The organism is Maribacter halichondriae (genome assembly GCF_027474825.1).
GTDB classification, from domain to species: domain Bacteria; phylum Bacteroidota; class Bacteroidia; order Flavobacteriales; family Flavobacteriaceae; genus Meishania; species Meishania halichondriae.
The window spans coordinates 2,106,551-2,123,914 of sequence record NZ_CP107030.1 but is presented as its reverse complement, the minus strand read 5'-3'; the positions used below and the strand labels follow the sequence as shown (position 1 = coordinate 2,123,914).

Sequence of the window (17,364 nt, the reverse complement as noted above, 5' to 3'; positions counted from 1 at the left end):
GCCTATTCCTCCACAAACAAATAATTCAATTTCAAACTATTGAACTCGTCATTGAATTCTCCGATTTCTTTTGTGATCAGGGCATCAAAAGTCGCGAGCTGTTCGTTGATCTTTCCGGTCAGTTCATTCTTTACCTCGATATCTTGATCGGTCGGCGGAAAATCTCCGTAGCCCATCATTCCCGTCAATGCGCCCAATTTGTTCGTCAGACGTATGGGAAAATTCAGGGGATCTTGACGACTTCGGTTTTGTGTTTGGTATAATGCCTTTTCAACGGTTTCGAATTTTTCCTTCATCGTTTTGGCTTTTTCCACCAAATCCTTTGTTTGCGCATTGCCCTTGTACTGTTTCATAAAGGCATCGAGTTGCGCATTGACCTTTCGCATATTTTTTATGGATTGATGCGCCTTGTCGACCGTGGTGTTGACTTCATGGATAAAATCGTACTGCTTTTGCATATCCTCGACCGTTGATTCGCCACGTGGATCTGGCAAAATCGTAAAGTTCTGGGAAGACTCTTTTCCGTTGACGTTCAGGGTTACCTTGTATTCTCCGGGAACAGCTTTTGCCCCGTTCAAATTCGCCCCCCAAAGGATCATACCATCTAGTTTTTCAGCACCTTTGCTTCGGGTGTCCCAAACATGGGTATTGCCTCCTTTTTCGACCTCCAGTTTTTTATCCTTGTCCTTGGCGGTATTGTTAAAGGATGCCAAAGTATCGCCCTTCATTGAAAAATACGTCATCGAAATGCTGTCCTTCTCCGATAGATTTTTCAGGTAGTAATGGGAAATGACACCATTGGGAAGGTTCTGGCCTTCCGTCTTTGAAGGCTCCGTTCGTGCCCTTCCTTGGGTACGGTAAGAATCCTTTGGCTTGTAGAGAATCATATCGGCGTTTCGATCTGCCTTTTCTGCCTGATGGATTACGGAAAGATCATCGAGCATCCAGATACTGCGGCCCTGGGTGGCTACGATCAAACTATTATCCTTGATGGTCAAATCGGTAATCGGAACGATAGGAAGGTTCAATTGAAACGGACTCCAGTTGGCACCATCGTCAAACGAAATATACATACCCGTTTCGGTACCGGCATAAAGCAGGCCTTTACGCTTCGGGTCTTCACGGACGACACGAGTAAAGTGTTCTGCGGGAATACCGTTCGTTATTTTCGTCCAGCTTTTTCCGTAGTCGGTAGTTTTATAGAGATAGGGCTGAAAATCGCCTAATTTATAACGGGTCGCAGCCACATAACAGGTACCTTCATCAAAAGCGGAAGGCTCGATGCTGTTGATCATATTCCATTCGGGCATGTTCGACGGAGTAACGTTTTCCCAAGTATCGCCTCCATCTTTTGTGACATGAATCAAGCCGTCATCACTACCGACCCATAGAAGACCTTCTTTCAACGGACTCTCATTAGCGGCGAAGATGGTGCAATAATATTCTACGCCCGTATTGTCTTGCGTTATCGGTCCACCACTCGAAACGAGTTTTGTGGGGTCATTACGCGTAAGGTCATCGCTCAATAATTCCCAACTTTGTCCTTCGTTGGTACTCATGTGTACATGTTGCGAGAAAGTATATAGTTTTTTAGGATCGTGCTTACTGAAAATTATGGGGAAATTCCATTGAAAACGGTATTTGAAACCTTCTGCACCATACCCCATGGGGTTGTCGGGCCAGACATCGATGCCGCGAACCGTATTTTTTTCATGGTTCACACGGGTCAGGAATCCGCCATAACTTCCGCCATATACGATATCGTCGTTCGTGGGATCCACGGCTATCCATGCCGATTCGCCACCGGCCGTTTCTTCCCAATCATCCTCTGAAATACCACTACCGTCGCTGCGGTGACGTACACGTTGGGTAGAATTATCTTGTTGGGCCACCAAAATACGGTATGGAAAAGAATTGTCGGTGGTAACCCTGTAGTACTGCGCCGTAGGCTGGTTCATATAGGTACTCCAGGTTTCGCCACCATCGTAGCTGACCTGTGCACCCCCATCATCGGCAATAATCATTCGTTTGGAATTTTCGGGCGCTATCCACAAATCGTGGTGGTCTCCGTGAGGTGCATTGCGATTATCGAACATTTTACCGCCATCCGTTGATTTATGGTACGATACGTTCATGATATAGACCACATCTTCATCTTCCGTATCGGCATAGACCTTCGTGTAATACCAGGCACGCTGGCGCAATTTGCGATCATCGTTGATCATGGTCCATTTTTTTCCGCCATCATCACTTCTGTAGAGCCCACCTTTTTCCTTGTTTTCGACCATGGCGAACACACGATTGGAATTCAATGGGGATACCGCTACTCCTATAATTCCCAACGTATCTTTTGGAAAACCTTCGTTTTTGGAAATCTCGGTCCAAGTCTCACCGCTGTCCGTACTTTTCCAAAGTGCGGAACCTTTGCCACCACTTATCATACTATAAGGAGTACGTTTGGCCAACCATGTAGATGCGTACAGCACACGTGGGTTGTTGGGGTCGATAATCAAATCGACGGCTCCCGCTTCATTGGTAACATACAAAGTCTTGTTCCATGTTTTGCCGCCATCGGTCGTCTTATATACGCCCCTTTCTTCGGTAGGTTTATAAAGATTGCCCAAAACCGCGGCATACGCGATATCGGGATTCTTAGGGTCGATACGGATTCTCGGAATGTGCCGACTTTCCGGCAAACCGGCAAAAGTCCATGTTTTTCCGGCATCGACGGACTTCCAGACACCATATCCTGAGGAAACGTTTCCACGGATCGTGCTTTCCCCGCCGCCTACATAAATCACATTGTGATCGCTCTGGGCGACTTCGACGGAGCCGATACTGCCCCCGAAAAAGCCGTCGGAAATATTTTCCCATTCCTTACCACCATCGGTGGTTCTCCAAACACCGCCACCGGTCGCGCCCATATAATAGAGATCGGGTTCTCCGGGCACGCCTGTAACCGCTGCGGAACGACCTCCACGAAACGGACCTAGTTCACGGTACTCCGCACTAGAATATAGTTCTTGCGGAACTTGTGGTGCGACGGTATTTGTCTTTTTGCGGCGTTGCGCCTGTGATTCTATAGGGATTAAAAAAATGGCAATGAGGCATAGGCTTGCCCAAGTGTAGAAAGTTTTCATCTCAAATTTGAATTAGCGTTCTTAATTAGTCAAGCTTAAATGTAAAAATAAATTATCGTTCGAGACAATTTTGCGGGGTAAATCTCAAGGCATGAAAATTTTGTTCCGAATGGCGTAGAGTACTAGTCCGATCCTATTTTTGACCTGTAGTTTTTCATGAAGCGCATCGCGATACCCTTCAATAGTCTTCGGACTAAGAAACATAACCTCTGCGATTTCTTTATAGGTCATTTCGGTACAGGCCAGTTTCAGAAATTCAAGTTCGCGCTCCTTGAGTTCGGTATTCTTATTTTTGTGATGCAGGGTGCCAACCAAAATCTGGGTCACCGTATTCGTATGATAATATCCCTTTTCGGCAATTTGAATCAATGCCTCTTCCAATATTTCACGTTTTGTGTCCTTCATGAGATATCCCCGGGCTCCTGCCCTTAGCATACTTAATATGGTATCTTCGTCTTCTTCGATTGAAAGGGCCAATACTTTTACATCGGGATATTTTTCCGTGAGGACCTCAGTAGTCTCGATCCCATTGAAGATAGGCATGTTGATATCCATCAGCACGATATCGGGAATGTTGCTAGGCTCTCCCAATCGGTCCAGAAGCTCTTTTCCATTTTTGCATATATACAAAGACTTGAACTGATCAAAACTTTGTACCAAATCGCTGATGGCCTGCGAAAGAAGGGTATGGTCGTCTACTATGGCTACTGTATAGCTCATTTTTTACGTCATTGCGAGCAAAGCGCGGCAATCTGTTTGTCACTTAATCAATTTCAATAGCTTGCCATGTTGCCCTTACCTTTTTTTGTTTTATAATTGACATCTTTGAGGCTCCCCACAAAGAAGTTTTCCGCTTTAAAAATTATATTGTAACCTGAGCATCGTACCCCTGTTCTTTTCAGATTCTATCTGCAGATCCGCATTGATCAATCGCGCCCTGTTTTTCATGTTCTTGATACCGATACCCGCAAAATCAAGATTTTCGTCAAAGCCTATGCCGTTGTCATCGGCAGTGATGGTCAGGTTACCATCCATATAATCGATTCCAACACACAATGTGGATGCCTTGGAGTGCTTGATGGTATTCGAAAAAAATTCCTGCAAAATGCGAAATATAATCACTTCTTCCTTCGGATTTAGCGCTTTGGGAGTGCCATCAACCGTTAGGGAAGCCTCGATAAATTGCAACCGGTTGAAACGCTCTATTTCCAATTCCAACGCCTCTTCCAGAGAAAGATTCTTCAACGCCTCTGGATTTATCAATTTGGAGAGCACGCGCAATTCTTTGATGGCCTTTCCAATGGTTTCCGAGGCTTCTTCAAGAGATTCTGATTTATCAGGTACCATTTGCACTTGAATCTTTGCCAAGGTCATCAATTGTCCGATATTGTCGTGGAGCTCCCAACTGATGTTGCGCAAGGTTTCTTCGCGAATTTCAATCTGTGTTTCCGAGAGTTCACGTTCGTATGTTTCCTTGGCTTTGGCTTGTTCCAATAGCAGGGCATTCTTCCTCCTTAGAAAAAGAATGAACAATATAATCACGGTAAGCGCCAAGCAAACGGCGATTACGGAAAATATTATTAGAAACGATTGTATTTCTCCTTGGTCCATTGAAAACCGATTATGTAGCAGCCATTAAGTATAAAGTTTAAACCTATTATGGTTGTCAAGTAATATTTGTTTGCCCCGAAATCAAAATAATCAGTAAGCAACATTAACGGAATCATACCCATATTGAAAAGTAAGAGCCCTGTCGATATCCAGAAACTGAGCTTATGCTTTAAAACCAAAACCTCATCACTATAAAGCAATTGCCGAAAGTGAAACATCGTGCAAATCATAATCAAGAAAGCCCCAGAAACAAAAGTGAACTCTTGATATCCCAATTCATCACGATACATAAAATCCCAGATGACCATTCCTATAAAAATCAATACAAAAACTAATATTGCCTTCTTCTGCGTTTTTGTTCTAAGAATTGTATAGTACCAATAAAAAAAGAACAAAAAACTTACAACCATATAAAAATTATAGAGCCAATACGTATCTATAGAAAAAACATCTGAGAGCACGCCGGCCGTAATTTCAATGCCGACCGTAAACCACAAAAAATGAAGAAAATAACGTTCGGCTGAATGTCTATACTTTTTAAAGGAAATAGTAGCCCAAATCGCCGCCAATAGTTGCACTAGCGTAATTAAGTACGTGAGATAAAAAACTTCCATTTATGTATTATGGATTTGTCGGAGGTCTTCCTCCATGGCCATAATTCAAAGATTTTATACCTCCAGCTGTTTCTTGAAAAGGTGCCATCGGGAAAAATCCATTGCCGACCATTTCTTTTCCCGTCGTAGGCACTAAAACCACCGTCGAATATCCCGCATCTGCCCGTTTGTCGCTACTGTGCTTCGGGTAGGCGGCATAAAAAATACGAATGCCCATATCTTTATACTCCTTTTTTTGGCCTTCGCTTTTGACGTAGTCAATATACTGTTCCATGGTCTCCAAAGAAAACCAAAAATCCCGTGTATCTGTAATTTTCAGGCTATCATTGATGATGCCTGCCCTTGTGCTTACAAATTCCCGTTGAAGTTCTTGAGCCACTTTTAAATCGATGGCCTGAGCTGGGGCAGGCACTTCTTTGGGGCCAACTTCGCCCTCTGGCAAGGGCCCCCGAAACATAAAGGCAAAAATGAGCGCGGCTATTGTGATGACCGCCATCAAGACCATTAACATGTTGTTGTTGCTTCTGTTTTCTCTCATGATATTAGTTATTTAGGTTGTTAGTATGTGGAACTAGTGTCAACGTAATTTACGAATTGTTTGGCTTCCAGACACCTAAAGCCCAGCAACAGTAAACTGCTGTGGGCGATTTGGTATGGAATATGTCATTTTTCTTTGCATTGAGGGAAATCTTTTAGGTCTAATTGGCCATGTTCAACAGGCCGATAATAAAAAAGGCAATACCCAAAGCCGCCATGCTCAATAAAATGGCATACGGAATGGCTTGTACAACTTTTTGGTTCAATAAAGTTTCCATAGTATATGATTTAAGGTTCTTACCTCTAAGATACTGTATTAGACGGCCCAAAAAACATATGGATTTTTGACTTACAAATAATGATTTTTGTAACCAGTTGAAAAACAATTATTTGCGATTTCATTCTTACAGGGAAAAGGGCGGTGTAGCGGGATAAAAAGGGGTAAACACCCCTTCACAAATCGTTTAGGTCTTAGCGATTTTGTAGTCTTGTCTCGAAGCAAGTTTCAGCTTGTGATTTTATAACTTAGAATTAAAATCTATCTTTCAATGATTAAAAACACATGATCTTCCGATCAGCAATTATTTCAGTACATTTAGACAGAACCAAAATTTTAAAGTATGAAAGGCCATTCTACGTACATGTTTTACATGATTTTTATTTTCTTGTTCTTTTCAAGTGCCACACTCAGCGCTCAGCACGAATTTCTATATGGCGATCCGTTACCGGACGCGCCAGAACTTTCCGCGCGTGGTGAACATACCATCGGAGTGCGAACGATGCAATTGATCAATAAAAACCAAATTGATATTTTAAATTCCAAAGAAGGAAAAGACCCCATATACGACCGACCCTTGACGGTTGAGATTTGGTATCCGGCAGATGTGTCCAATGGCACGGAAGCCTCGGTAAATTATGAAGAAGTTATGGGCACTAGAGGTGATTCGCTACGGCCTTTGGTTCCGTTTACCATCAAGGGCAGGGCCATACGTGATGCACAACCAAAGACAACCGCGGGGAAATTTCCATTAATAGTGGTTTCACATGGCTATGTGGGCTCGCGATATTTGATGACCTATTTGACCGAAAATCTTGCATCAAAAGGTTACGTGGTCGTTTCCATTGACCATACCGATTCCACCTTCAAGGATGCAAATGCCTTTCATAGCACCTTGCTCAATCGAGCAAAGGACATACGTTTCGTAGTTGATGCCATGGCCAAATTGGGGGCCACAAATAGCAAAGATGCACTAGCCGAACTCATAGATTCGGACAACACGGGTATCGTTGGATATTCCATGGGTGGATACGGAGTTTTAAACGTGGGCGGTGCAGGATATAGCGATGGGGCCGCCGGCTTTTTTACCCAAATGACGGGCGGCAGTACTGCAATCAAAAGTTTGGTGGCCAGTAACGCAGAGTATCAAAATTCAATAGACCCTCGAATCAAAGCAGTGGTCGCTTTTGCCCCATGGGGCATGGAGCGCGGCGTTTGGAATGCCGAAGGATTAAAAGGACTTAAAAAACCGACCATGTTCATCGCCGGAAGCCAAGACGATATTTCAGGGTATGAAAAGGGCATAAAGGCGATTTATGAAGGTGCAATCAACTCTGACCGCTATTTGCTCACTTATAAAAATGCACGGCATAATGTGGCGCCGAATCCTCCTCCGGCAAAATCCTTGGCACCGGGACTCCATATCGATGAATATTATCGCTACGCGGATTCGTCATGGGACCAGCGTAAAATCAACAATGTCAATCAACATTTCGTGACCGCTTTTTTGGGTACTCATTTAAAAAGAGAGGACCATTCGAAATATCTCAATATTCCCAAAAATTCCAATGAGGAGACTTGGCCGGGCTTCAAACCCAGATCTTCTACGGGAATGGAATTGTTGTATGCCGAAGGGATAGAGTGACAAGTTCGATTGTTGGATTGTTGGATTTTTGAAAAGGTGAATTTTGCACATACGGTGTACTGTTACCCTTTATTCTTGACCAAAGTGGTTTTTACTTCCTTTCGCAAATAGAACCCCGTAACAATGGCTGCCAACACATCGGCGATTGGGAAGGAAATCCAAACCCCTAATTCTCCTAAAAAATTAGGCAATATCAATATCAAAGGAATAAAGAAAAACCCTTGGCGCAAAAGGGTAAGCAAAAGCGCAGGCACAGCTTTTCCGATGGCTTGAAAATAAGCCGCACCGATCAACTGCAAGGCAATAATCGGGGTAGCGGCAAAGACCCAACGCATTGCACTCGGCGTATGCTCCAAAACAAAAGCATTAGTGGCCAAATCGATTTCGGAAAGATCGGGACGGTCGCTAAGAAAGAGTCCCGCAATCTCGGCGGGAAATATCATCAAGCCAATAAATACTATCGTAGCTAGTATCGCCGCATATTTTATGGCCGTATAAATGGTTTGCTTCACACGATCATATTTATATGCCCCATAATTATAGCCTGCAATGGGCAGAAATCCCTGAGTAACCCCAAACACTGGAAAAAGTGCGAACATCAGCATTCTACCGATAATGGCATATACCGCGACCATGGCCTCTCCGCCCAGCCCGAAAAGGATATTGTTCATCAACAAATAAATAATACTGACCACAGCTTGTCTCGATAAGGTTACAAAACCTAATGAACCAATTTCCTTTAGTATGGGTTTGTCCAATCCAAAATGCGACCAATCCAATTTTAATTCGGAGTTTTTGGAAAGAAAAAAGTAGGCCACATAGGCACAGCATAAGAAGTAACCTATAGTAGTGGCCCAAGCCGCACCATGCATGCCCCAATCAAGAATATAGATGAAAATATAATCCATCAATAGGTTTCCTACCGAGGGAATTATCATGGCAATCATGGCAAATTTGGGTTTTCCCTCGGCCCGAATGACCGTATTGCCCATCATACAGAGCGCCAGTAAGGGCACTCCATATAACACGATGACGTAATAAATTTTGGCAGGCTCGAAAATGGCTCCTTTTCCGCCGAAAGCCGGAATCAATGAATCAACGAAGTAAAGTCCTAAAGCGACCATCGAAATCGTGACCAATAGCGTTAGGGTAATCTGGTTTCCAAAAGTTTTGAGTGCTTTCTCTTTATTGTTGGCCCCAAGTGCACGAGAGATGATGCTTGATCCTCCGACACCGATTGCCATACCCAATGCTCCGATAAAAAAGGAAACGGGAAGTACCACATTAATTGCGGCTATGGCAATCGAGCCTATCCAATTACCGACAAATATCGAATCGACGAGAATATTCAAAGACATCACCAGAATTCCAATACTGGCAGGTACCGCCTGTCTTACGAGCAATTTGCCAATGGGTTCCGAACCGAGTTGTTCCGATGATACTTTTGCCATATATAATTGCGAGCGAAGCGTGGCAATCTGTTGAATTTTTAATCAAGGTTCAACAGTTTGCCGCATCGCGATGAAAAATTAGTTTTTACGATACCCTTTCGTCTCGCTCCTCGCAAAGACATCAAACAGGCAACGCCCCACTGTTCTCCCATTCATTCACCCACTTCGCCATCACCTTCACCCAAGCATCACCATCGTTCAAACAGGAAATATGTTTGTAATTGTCACCTCCGACTTCCTGAAATTGGTGTTTGCCCTCCATGGCAATCTCCTCCAAGGTCTCCAAACAATCACTGACAAAAGCAGCGGTAACAACGGCTAGATTTTTCTTTCCTTCCATGGCCAACCTTTCGAACTCGAAATCGGTGTATGGCTTTAACCATGGGTCGCCCGCCAACCGCGATTGAAAAGAAGAACTGACTTTCTCCTCGGGCAGATTCAAATAAGCCTTTACTAATTCAGTCGTCTCGTAGACTTGATGGCGATAACAAGTATTATGTGCAACCGAATTTATACTACAACAACTCCCATCTATTTTGCAATGGTAGCGTGTTGGGTCACTTTTTCGGATATGTCTTTCAGGAATACCATGGTATGAAAAAAGAATATGGTCGTAGTCAAACCCCTTTAACCCTTCTGCAATACTTTCGGAAAGTACTTTAATGTAATCAGGGTTTTTATAAAAAGCGGGAAGCGTGGTAATTTGCAACTTCGGAAAATGCTCCTTTTGCACTTCCATCGTCTTGACAACCACTGTTTCATAACTCGACATGGCGTAATGCGGATATAGCGGCACCAACAACACCTCATCAACTCCTTTTTCATGTAGTTCTTGCAGCGCCTTTTTGATGGACATGCTTCCATACCGCATTCCAAGAGCTACGGGCATCTCGGTATGTTTTCCAAGTTTTTCAGCGAATCGCTCCGAGATCACGACCAACGGCGAACCTTCATCCCACCAAATCTTTGAATAGGCCTCTGCCGACTTTTTCGGGCGGGTCTGCAAAATAATGCCCCGAACCAATATATTGCGTAAAATTTTCGGTACGTCAATGACTCTTTCATCCATCAAGAACTCATCAAGATAAGGTTTTACATCTTTTGCCGTCGGGCTGTCGGGCGAACCTAGATTTACGAGTAGTACTCCTTTCATTTTTGGATATTTTTAAAACGACTAGTTTAATCCTCTGGGCATTTGCAGCATGTTACAACCCACCGAATTTGTGAGCGCAAAAATACTACTTGCCATGAAAATACGTTAGCAATATTCAATATAGTATCAATGGTATCATAAGGATTTTTGATCATGTCGAGTTCGAATCGAAATTGTCAATTAAAAGTTAATTGGCACAATACATTTTCGAAATTTTATTTTTTGGGCCATTTTTAAATCAAACTAGCTGCATCTATGCGGATTATTACACTAATTTTTATTTTTACGATAACCGCTCTCTCCGCTCAAAAAGAGAACAGTCTGCTTTGGGAAATTTCAGGCAACGGACTTCAAGAATCGTCTTATCTCTATGGAACGATGCATGTAAGCAAGCGTATTGCCTTCCGGCTGGACGATGTTTTTTACGAGGCCCTAGACCAAAGTGAGATCGTCGCTTTGGAATCGGATCCAGGTACTTGGCTCGAAAATTCAGATAATCTTGGTTTTATGGGATATGGCCAAGGAAATGGTTTCGTAGCCAAAGGATTTTATACCTATCCATTTCAAGTTAAAAATCCCAAAAAAGAAGAAATCGGTGCCTATCTGGCCTTTGAGGACAATCGCGTCAATAACATTCTCTACCGTACCGATGAATATTCCCAAAATTTTGAAGAGGAGACCTATTTGGATATGTTCATCTATCAGGCGGGCAAGAAATTCGAGAAGCCGGTCATCGCACTTGAAGACCTTGAAGAGTCTTCGGCACTCGTCGGCCGTGCCAGTATGAATGCCATGAAGCGAAAACCGGACGAGTGGCTCCAGAAGAAAATGCAACAACAAGACCCCATGAGTTTGTTGCAAGATGCCTATCGCAATCGCAATATCGCATTGCTCGACAGTATCGACAAGGCCATGTACACGGAGCACTACCTAAAAAATATGCTCTTTATCAGAAATCGGAACATGGCCAAAAAACTAGACTCGCTCATGCACTCCGGAAAGGTATTCACCGGTATAGGCGCAGCCCATCTCCCCGGTGAGAAAGGGGTCATCGAAATGTTACGCAGTATGGGCTATACCGTAAACCCCTTGGTGTCACGATCTACTTCAAAAGGAAAGCGCTTAAAGGAAAAATTCGAAAACTCGATTCGCGAAAATTCCTATGAAACGGCACGACCGGACGATGGCTACTTTAGCTTGAACTTGACCAATAAATTATATCCCGTTTCCGAATTTGTAAACACCACTTATATTTCGCCAGATCTGGCCAACGGAAGTTATGTCATGGTCAATCGAATTCCGACCTTTCAATTTTTAAAACAGGATGCCACCTATATCTTGGAGGATCTCGATAAGTTACTTTTCGAGAACATCCCTGGAACAATTTTGGAAAAGACCAAGATTACAAGAAATGGTTTCAAAGGCCTTGATATCAAGAACCAACTGAAAAATGGGGATCATCAACGCTACCAGATTTATGTCACTCCTTTAGAGATACTCATATTTAAAATGGGCGGTGAAGGCGATTTTGTATTGCAACATGCCGATAGCATTTTCAACAGTCTACGCTTTAGACAACCTAGTGCAAAGTTGGAGAACATAGTTTCCGGGTTTGATGATTTCGAGGTGCGTATGCCATCACAGCATACCTTTCCGAACAAGTATCGCAGCGGTGACCGACTATTGCAAGGATATGATTCGATATCAGGTTCGTACTATTTTCTGAAGAAGGCCACGTTGAACGATTTCAATTTTATAGAAATAGACAGTTTTGAGTTAAAGCAGATTCAAAAGCGTTTCTATCAAGATTTAGAAATAAATCCCACATATGGCAAGCATACTGTAAATACACTTACCTCAAAGGCCATTATTGATTCTGTCAACGGAAAGCAATTGCATCTGAAAACTACTTTTCGAAAGGGCGATTATTATTTAATGGGAGTCGTGACACAGAATGATGAGGAAGCAACTTCCTATTTCGAATCTTTGAAAATCAAAGAGGCCGACGATACTTCGGTATTCAAAAAAGTTCAGGATACCGCGCTTTTTTTTACGACAATAAGTTCGGTAAAACCCCCAAAATTCGTCGAGAACAGCAATAATTACAATAACGGAAGGAATAAACCAAAACCCTACAATGCCTTCAATAAAAAGACGGTATACCAAAACAAGAACAATGAGGCCATCACCGTCGAGTTGAATAAGTCACATGACTTTTTGATGTTTCCGAGCATTGACTCCGTTTGGGCGCTGAGAAAAAAAATCTTGGCCGACGACCGTTTCAATATTCTTAGAGAGAAAGATAGCAGTTATGCCGATGGGCGTCACGAACTAGAATTGGTCTTGGGCGACACCGCTAGCACACGTGGAATTCTAATCAAGAATGTTGTTAAGGGAGGACTGCTCTATGAAGTCAAGACGACTGTAGATACCGAGGGAACCCCTAGTCGTTTTGTGAGTGAATTTTTTGCGAATTTCACTCCGAACGATACGCTCATAGGCACTGGAATTTTAACGGATAAAACACCCGCATTTTTTTCCGCATTACGAGCCAATGATAGTATTTTGAATAAGGGATATAGGTTCATTCAGTTTGGGCCCGAGCATATCGACTCCTTAAAATATTATATTTCGGAATTCGATTACCCGGCTGATAAAAAGAACATCCAATCACATCTCATTCAAAAACTGGGAAAAATGGTTAGTCCTGAAGTGTTTCCCTTTTTTCAGGATTTCTATACCAAATCGTATAACAACTCGTACGCCCAGACCAAAATATTACAGGCCGTTTCTAAAAAGGCAGATGATGCATCCGTTTCATTGCTGTTGGAACTGCTCTCGAAAGATCTGCCATTGGTCTCCAACAAATTTGAGATCCATTCCATTTTCCAACCCTATTTGGACAGTCTGCCCTTGGCGAAAAAATTATATCCCGAATTATTGGACTATAGTGTAATCGATGAATACAAATTTCCGATTTTTTCAATGCTCGCCCAGTTGATGGCAGCCGATGAAATCAAACCAAAAAGCTATAAAAAGTATCGAAAACAAATGTTGAACGACGCCAAAATTCAACTGAAGCGCCAATTGGGAATGTCGAACTATCGCCACCTGAACCGTAATCAGAACAATGGCAATCGCAATAACGGCAACGACCTTCTTGAAGACTATGCCGTACTGCTCTATCCGTTCATTCAGGAGAAAGAGGTGAAACAGTTTTTTGAACGATTGAAGCTCGTTCAAAACGAGAAAATCCAGACGACCTATGCCGCCCTATTGGCCAAAGATGACATTGGGCTGCCGTTGGGCATGTTGGACTCCTTGGCTTCGAATATCAACAGCCGTAATCTCTTGCTCAATAAATTCAAGAAAATTCGAAAACTAGACCGTATTCCTTCCGTATACCGCACGGAGAAATCAATCGCAGAAGCGTTGTTGTTCGAATTTAAAAAGTATGATGAAAAGTACTATAAAACGGTATTCTTGGAACAGAGGCCGTTGCAATATAACGGCAAAGGGTATACAGGCTACTACTTTAAGGTACGCAACAACCAAGATTACGACAAGAATTTTAAAATGCATTTGGTCGTGTTCGAAAATGGAAAAGGGTTCAGTACGAAGCCTTATTATCAAAATGACGGGCTTCGAATCGAGGACACCGATACCGACGCCGATGCCTTGGAGTTCGTGACCGAAGAGTTTCTACTCAAAAAAAGACAACGCGCCATCGTATATCGGCCCGGTGGGTACGGGGCGTATGGGTTTCATGGGTATTAAACCATAACCCTAATCCATGTTTTTAAAACGACAGAACTTCATCTTGCCCAATCTTACCCGATACCTCTAAATAGCTTTCTACCAAAATAATTAGAGAAGGTTTACGTTAGTAACTAACGGCTTCTTTAGCCCATTAGCCAGGCAAAAAAACCATTTTATGAAAATTACTAAACTCGCCTTAGTAATCTCATGTGTGTTTCTTCTAGCCAACTGCGGCAAAGAAGACACCTTGATACCAGAAACCGAAAAAGAACAAAAAGAACAGGAAACCGAAAATCCGAACGATTCCGAAAATGTAGTCTATTTTACCTACGAGAGTAATTCTCTAAACGAAAATGCAGATGAGTGGATTATTTTGCACGATCAGAATGGCGATATTCTGGAATATAGAAAGGTTGTTTATGGTGAACGCATTGGGTTTAAGGTTGAAAAAGATAAGGTTCCCGAAAGTGTTACTGCCACAAAGTTTTTTTACTTTTTAAGCGGAGGTGGATTTAACCCTGATCACTCGTTGGTGACATACGCAAATCTTGAAAGCGGAAGTATTTGGAATAGAAATCATAATTTCAGAAATAACCCTAACCCTATAATTGGTGATTTTAATATTAGGGTTTCGAATATTATGGGGGGCGTTCGCGATTATTCTATATCCAACTCGTATGGCAATCTAAACACTGGAAGTACGGATTTTGAAGGAACTGCTGGATTGCAGATTTTAAGTCTGGGCCAAATTCCATTGTACGAAAATGAAACTTACATTCTCAGTCTTTATGATAATCAGGATAATTTGAGATATGTGATGATTGAGAATCCTGTGGATGGCATGGAATATGAATTCGCTTTTGAAGAGCTACCCGAGTACGACAGTTACTTTGAACTTGACAACCTGCCCGAGAATACATTTTCTATGTTTATGAGTACCGGATATGCTAGTGAGCAGCCCGATTACAACCTCTATGAACATACGGTAAGTAGAGACCTTACTTACGGAAAAAGTAATGCGAAAGTAGGTTATCTCGATACATTCAAAACGTATAGAACTTATTTCGGTATAAAAATGGATGGGTATTCATATGGGTACTCGCAAATGGGAGATAAAATAGAGGAGCTTACTATTCTGCCAAAACCAAGTTTCACCATTGTAGAAAACTCAGTTTATAATTTTGAATTTGCAAGCGATCAGACTTTTATTAAGAAAACCGCCAAATGGTCCTATAATGTTTACGGTGACGAGCCCATGTTTACGAGATGGACGGTAATATCACCAGCCGAAAACCCACATAAAATAGGAGAACTACCTCAAGAAATCCTTATGAATTATCCTGACTTCAATCTTGACAAAATTGAATTGCAACATGTCGATCTCTTTACCAAATCAACTACCGTTCAAAAGGAATTCAATTCGTTTTATGGCACGTATGTGCCATTGTCAGCAGGCGTTCAGGAAGTATTTACTATGTGGGCACCTTTTGAATAGGCCGTTAATTTTGGTTTTTCATATCTATGCCCTAATATTATTTTGACACCTGTGATATTCGTATTTTTGATGAAAGGGATGATATGAAGACCTATTTTGTATTTTTTGCTTTCCTATTGCTGAAAATCGGTTCGGCCCAACAAATCACCTGCTCGCCCGCCGATAAACAAGCCTTCGAAAACAAGACAATAGAAATTGACGGCCTGCTAGAAAAAGATTTTGGCAAAACACTGGTCGCTATCGGCAAAACTTTTATGGGTACGCCGTACGTTGCAAAAACCCTGGAAATCGGCGAAACCGAATCACTGGTCATCAACCTACACGGACTCGATTGCACTACTTTTGTCGAAAATGTCTTGGCCTTTGGCTTACTTCTGAAAGAAGGAAAATCAGATTTTGATAGTTTCACGGAAACCTTGGAAACCATTCGGTATAAAGATGGCACCCTCGATGGGTATGGCTCACGCCTCCATTATTTTTCGGAGTGGATCCGCAACAATGAGCAAAAAGGTTTGCTAAAAGAAATCACCTCGGACATCGGCGGCGTCGAAATCAAAAAGGAGATTAATTTCATGGGCACGCATCGCGACCTCTACCCCTTTCTTGAAGATGATGCTAATTTTGAAAAAATCGTTGAAACCGAAAAGGCCCTGAACAATGAATCTTTTTGCTATTTGCCCCAAGAGCAGATCGAGGCGAACGAACATTTGATCCAATCTGGAGATATCATTGCCCTTACCACTTCCATCAATGGACTCGACGTAACCCATACCGGAATTGCCACCCGAGAAAAAGATGGGCGTATTCATTTGCTTCATGCCTCTACAGGCTCGATGGAGGTCGAAGTTTCAAAACTTCCTTTGGCCGATTACCTCAAGAAGATCAAGAATAATATCGGGATTATGGTAGCCAGACCGCTCTAGCGGTCGAGACACCAGCGAATGGCCCCTACCAAATGTTTTTGAAAATCGGGATTGTCATATGATTCGTGAGTATGACCAAGGCCTGTGTAAAAAGCGCGCCCCCCATCGAATTCATGATACCAGGCAATGGGATGGTTGCCTCCGTTTTCACCACCTTCATAACTGCTTTCATCCAATCTCATGAGAACATTCATCGAAGGGTTGATATTCTTGTAGTTGTACCATTCATCAAAATGCATCCAAGTACTGTTCAGATGTGAGGTTGCCGAATGATTTCTGTCCACCACGTCGATTTTGGCTTCCTGTTGTTTCGGATGGCTCTTAAAATAAGCTCCCACGAGTTCTCCGTACCAAGGCCATTCATATTCCGTATCGGCGGCGGCGTGAATGCCCATAAAACTTCCGCCATTTTGTATATAGTCTTCAAAAGCCTCCTGTTGTTCCTGCCCCAACACATCTTGGGTCGTACTCAAAAAAACGACTAAATCGTATTTTTTTAAATTTTTGGTATTGAAAGCTAAGGAATCCTCAGTGTGGGTAATGACAAAATCATTTTTCAACCCCAAAAATTTTAAGGTGTTGACCCCTTTTTCAATGGATTTGTGACGATACCCATTGGTCTTCGTAAAAACAAGTACCAAATCGGTTTCCAATACCAGAAGGGGGAAGTAATTCTTTGGACCGGTTCACGTTCAACAAAATTGACATCTTCATCTATCTTGCCCGCGCCACAGGCGTTCAACAAAACAACTGAAAAAA

Annotated in this window: 12 protein-coding genes; 4 read left to right on the top strand and 8 right to left on the bottom strand. The window is 42.5% G+C overall.

Annotated features, from left to right (window positions below):
- Positions 1–2: 2 nt before the first annotated feature.
- From N8A86_RS09640 to N8A86_RS09620, 5 genes are all read right to left on the bottom strand, one after another.
- Positions 3–3,140: a WD40/YVTN/BNR-like repeat-containing protein gene (locus N8A86_RS09640; protein ID WP_273568873.1), complete on the bottom strand. Its 3,138-nt coding sequence runs from the start codon at positions 3,138–3,140 to the stop codon at positions 3–5.
- A gap of 84 nt (positions 3,141–3,224) precedes the next feature.
- Positions 3,225–3,860, bottom strand: coding sequence for a response regulator transcription factor (locus tag N8A86_RS09635; RefSeq protein ID WP_273568872.1), 636 nt, complete (start codon positions 3,858–3,860; stop codon positions 3,225–3,227).
- A 135-nt stretch (positions 3,861–3,995) separates the two neighbouring features.
- On the bottom strand, positions 3,996–4,751 hold the full coding sequence (locus tag N8A86_RS09630) for a sensor histidine kinase (RefSeq protein ID WP_273568871.1): 756 nt from the start codon (positions 4,749–4,751) through the stop codon (positions 3,996–3,998).
- Complete coding sequence (locus tag N8A86_RS09625; protein WP_273568870.1) at positions 4,721–5,365, bottom strand: hypothetical protein; 645 nt, start codon at positions 5,363–5,365, stop codon at positions 4,721–4,723. The genes N8A86_RS09630 and N8A86_RS09625 overlap by 31 nt, the downstream gene beginning before the upstream one ends.
- Before the next feature lie 7 nt (positions 5,366–5,372).
- On the bottom strand, positions 5,373–5,903 hold the full coding sequence (locus tag N8A86_RS09620) for a hypothetical protein (protein WP_273568869.1): 531 nt from the start codon (positions 5,901–5,903) through the stop codon (positions 5,373–5,375).
- A 619-nt stretch (positions 5,904–6,522) separates the two neighbouring features.
- On the opposite strand from N8A86_RS09620, the gene N8A86_RS09615 reads away from it, so the two are divergent.
- Positions 6,523–7,824, top strand: a complete 1,302-nt coding sequence (locus tag N8A86_RS09615) for an alpha/beta hydrolase family protein (RefSeq protein WP_273568868.1) — start codon at positions 6,523–6,525, stop codon at positions 7,822–7,824.
- Between the two features lie 62 nt (positions 7,825–7,886).
- Here N8A86_RS09615 and N8A86_RS09610 read toward each other — a convergent pair whose 3' ends face one another.
- Positions 7,887–9,275: an MATE family efflux transporter gene (locus N8A86_RS09610; protein WP_273568867.1), complete on the bottom strand. Its 1,389-nt coding sequence runs from the start codon at positions 9,273–9,275 to the stop codon at positions 7,887–7,889.
- 121 nt (positions 9,276–9,396) lie between these two features.
- Entirely contained in the window at positions 9,397–10,428 is a 1,032-nt protein-coding gene (gene hemH / locus N8A86_RS09605) for a ferrochelatase (RefSeq protein ID WP_273568866.1), read from the bottom strand.
- A gap of 255 nt (positions 10,429–10,683) precedes the next feature.
- Between hemH and N8A86_RS09600 the strand changes: the two genes are divergently transcribed.
- From N8A86_RS09600 to N8A86_RS09590, 3 genes are all read left to right on the top strand, one after another.
- The gene (locus tag N8A86_RS09600; protein WP_273568865.1) at positions 10,684–14,205 is read left to right on the top strand and encodes a TraB/GumN family protein; all 3,522 of its coding nucleotides are present in this window, start codon (positions 10,684–10,686) and stop codon (positions 14,203–14,205) included.
- Between the two features lie 157 nt (positions 14,206–14,362).
- On the top strand, positions 14,363–15,682 hold the full coding sequence (locus N8A86_RS09595; protein ID WP_273568864.1) for a hypothetical protein: 1,320 nt from the start codon (positions 14,363–14,365) through the stop codon (positions 15,680–15,682).
- A gap of 83 nt (positions 15,683–15,765) precedes the next feature.
- Positions 15,766–16,605 (top strand): N-acetylmuramoyl-L-alanine amidase-like domain-containing protein, encoded by an 840-nt coding sequence (locus tag N8A86_RS09590; protein ID WP_273568863.1) that lies wholly within the window; start codon positions 15,766–15,768, stop codon positions 16,603–16,605.
- Here the strand turns inward: N8A86_RS09590 and N8A86_RS09585 are convergent.
- On the bottom strand, positions 16,602–17,258 hold the full coding sequence (locus tag N8A86_RS09585; protein ID WP_273568862.1) for a ThuA domain-containing protein: 657 nt from the start codon (positions 17,256–17,258) through the stop codon (positions 16,602–16,604). The genes N8A86_RS09590 and N8A86_RS09585 overlap by 4 nt on opposite strands.
- Positions 17,259–17,364: the final 106 nt, after the last annotated feature.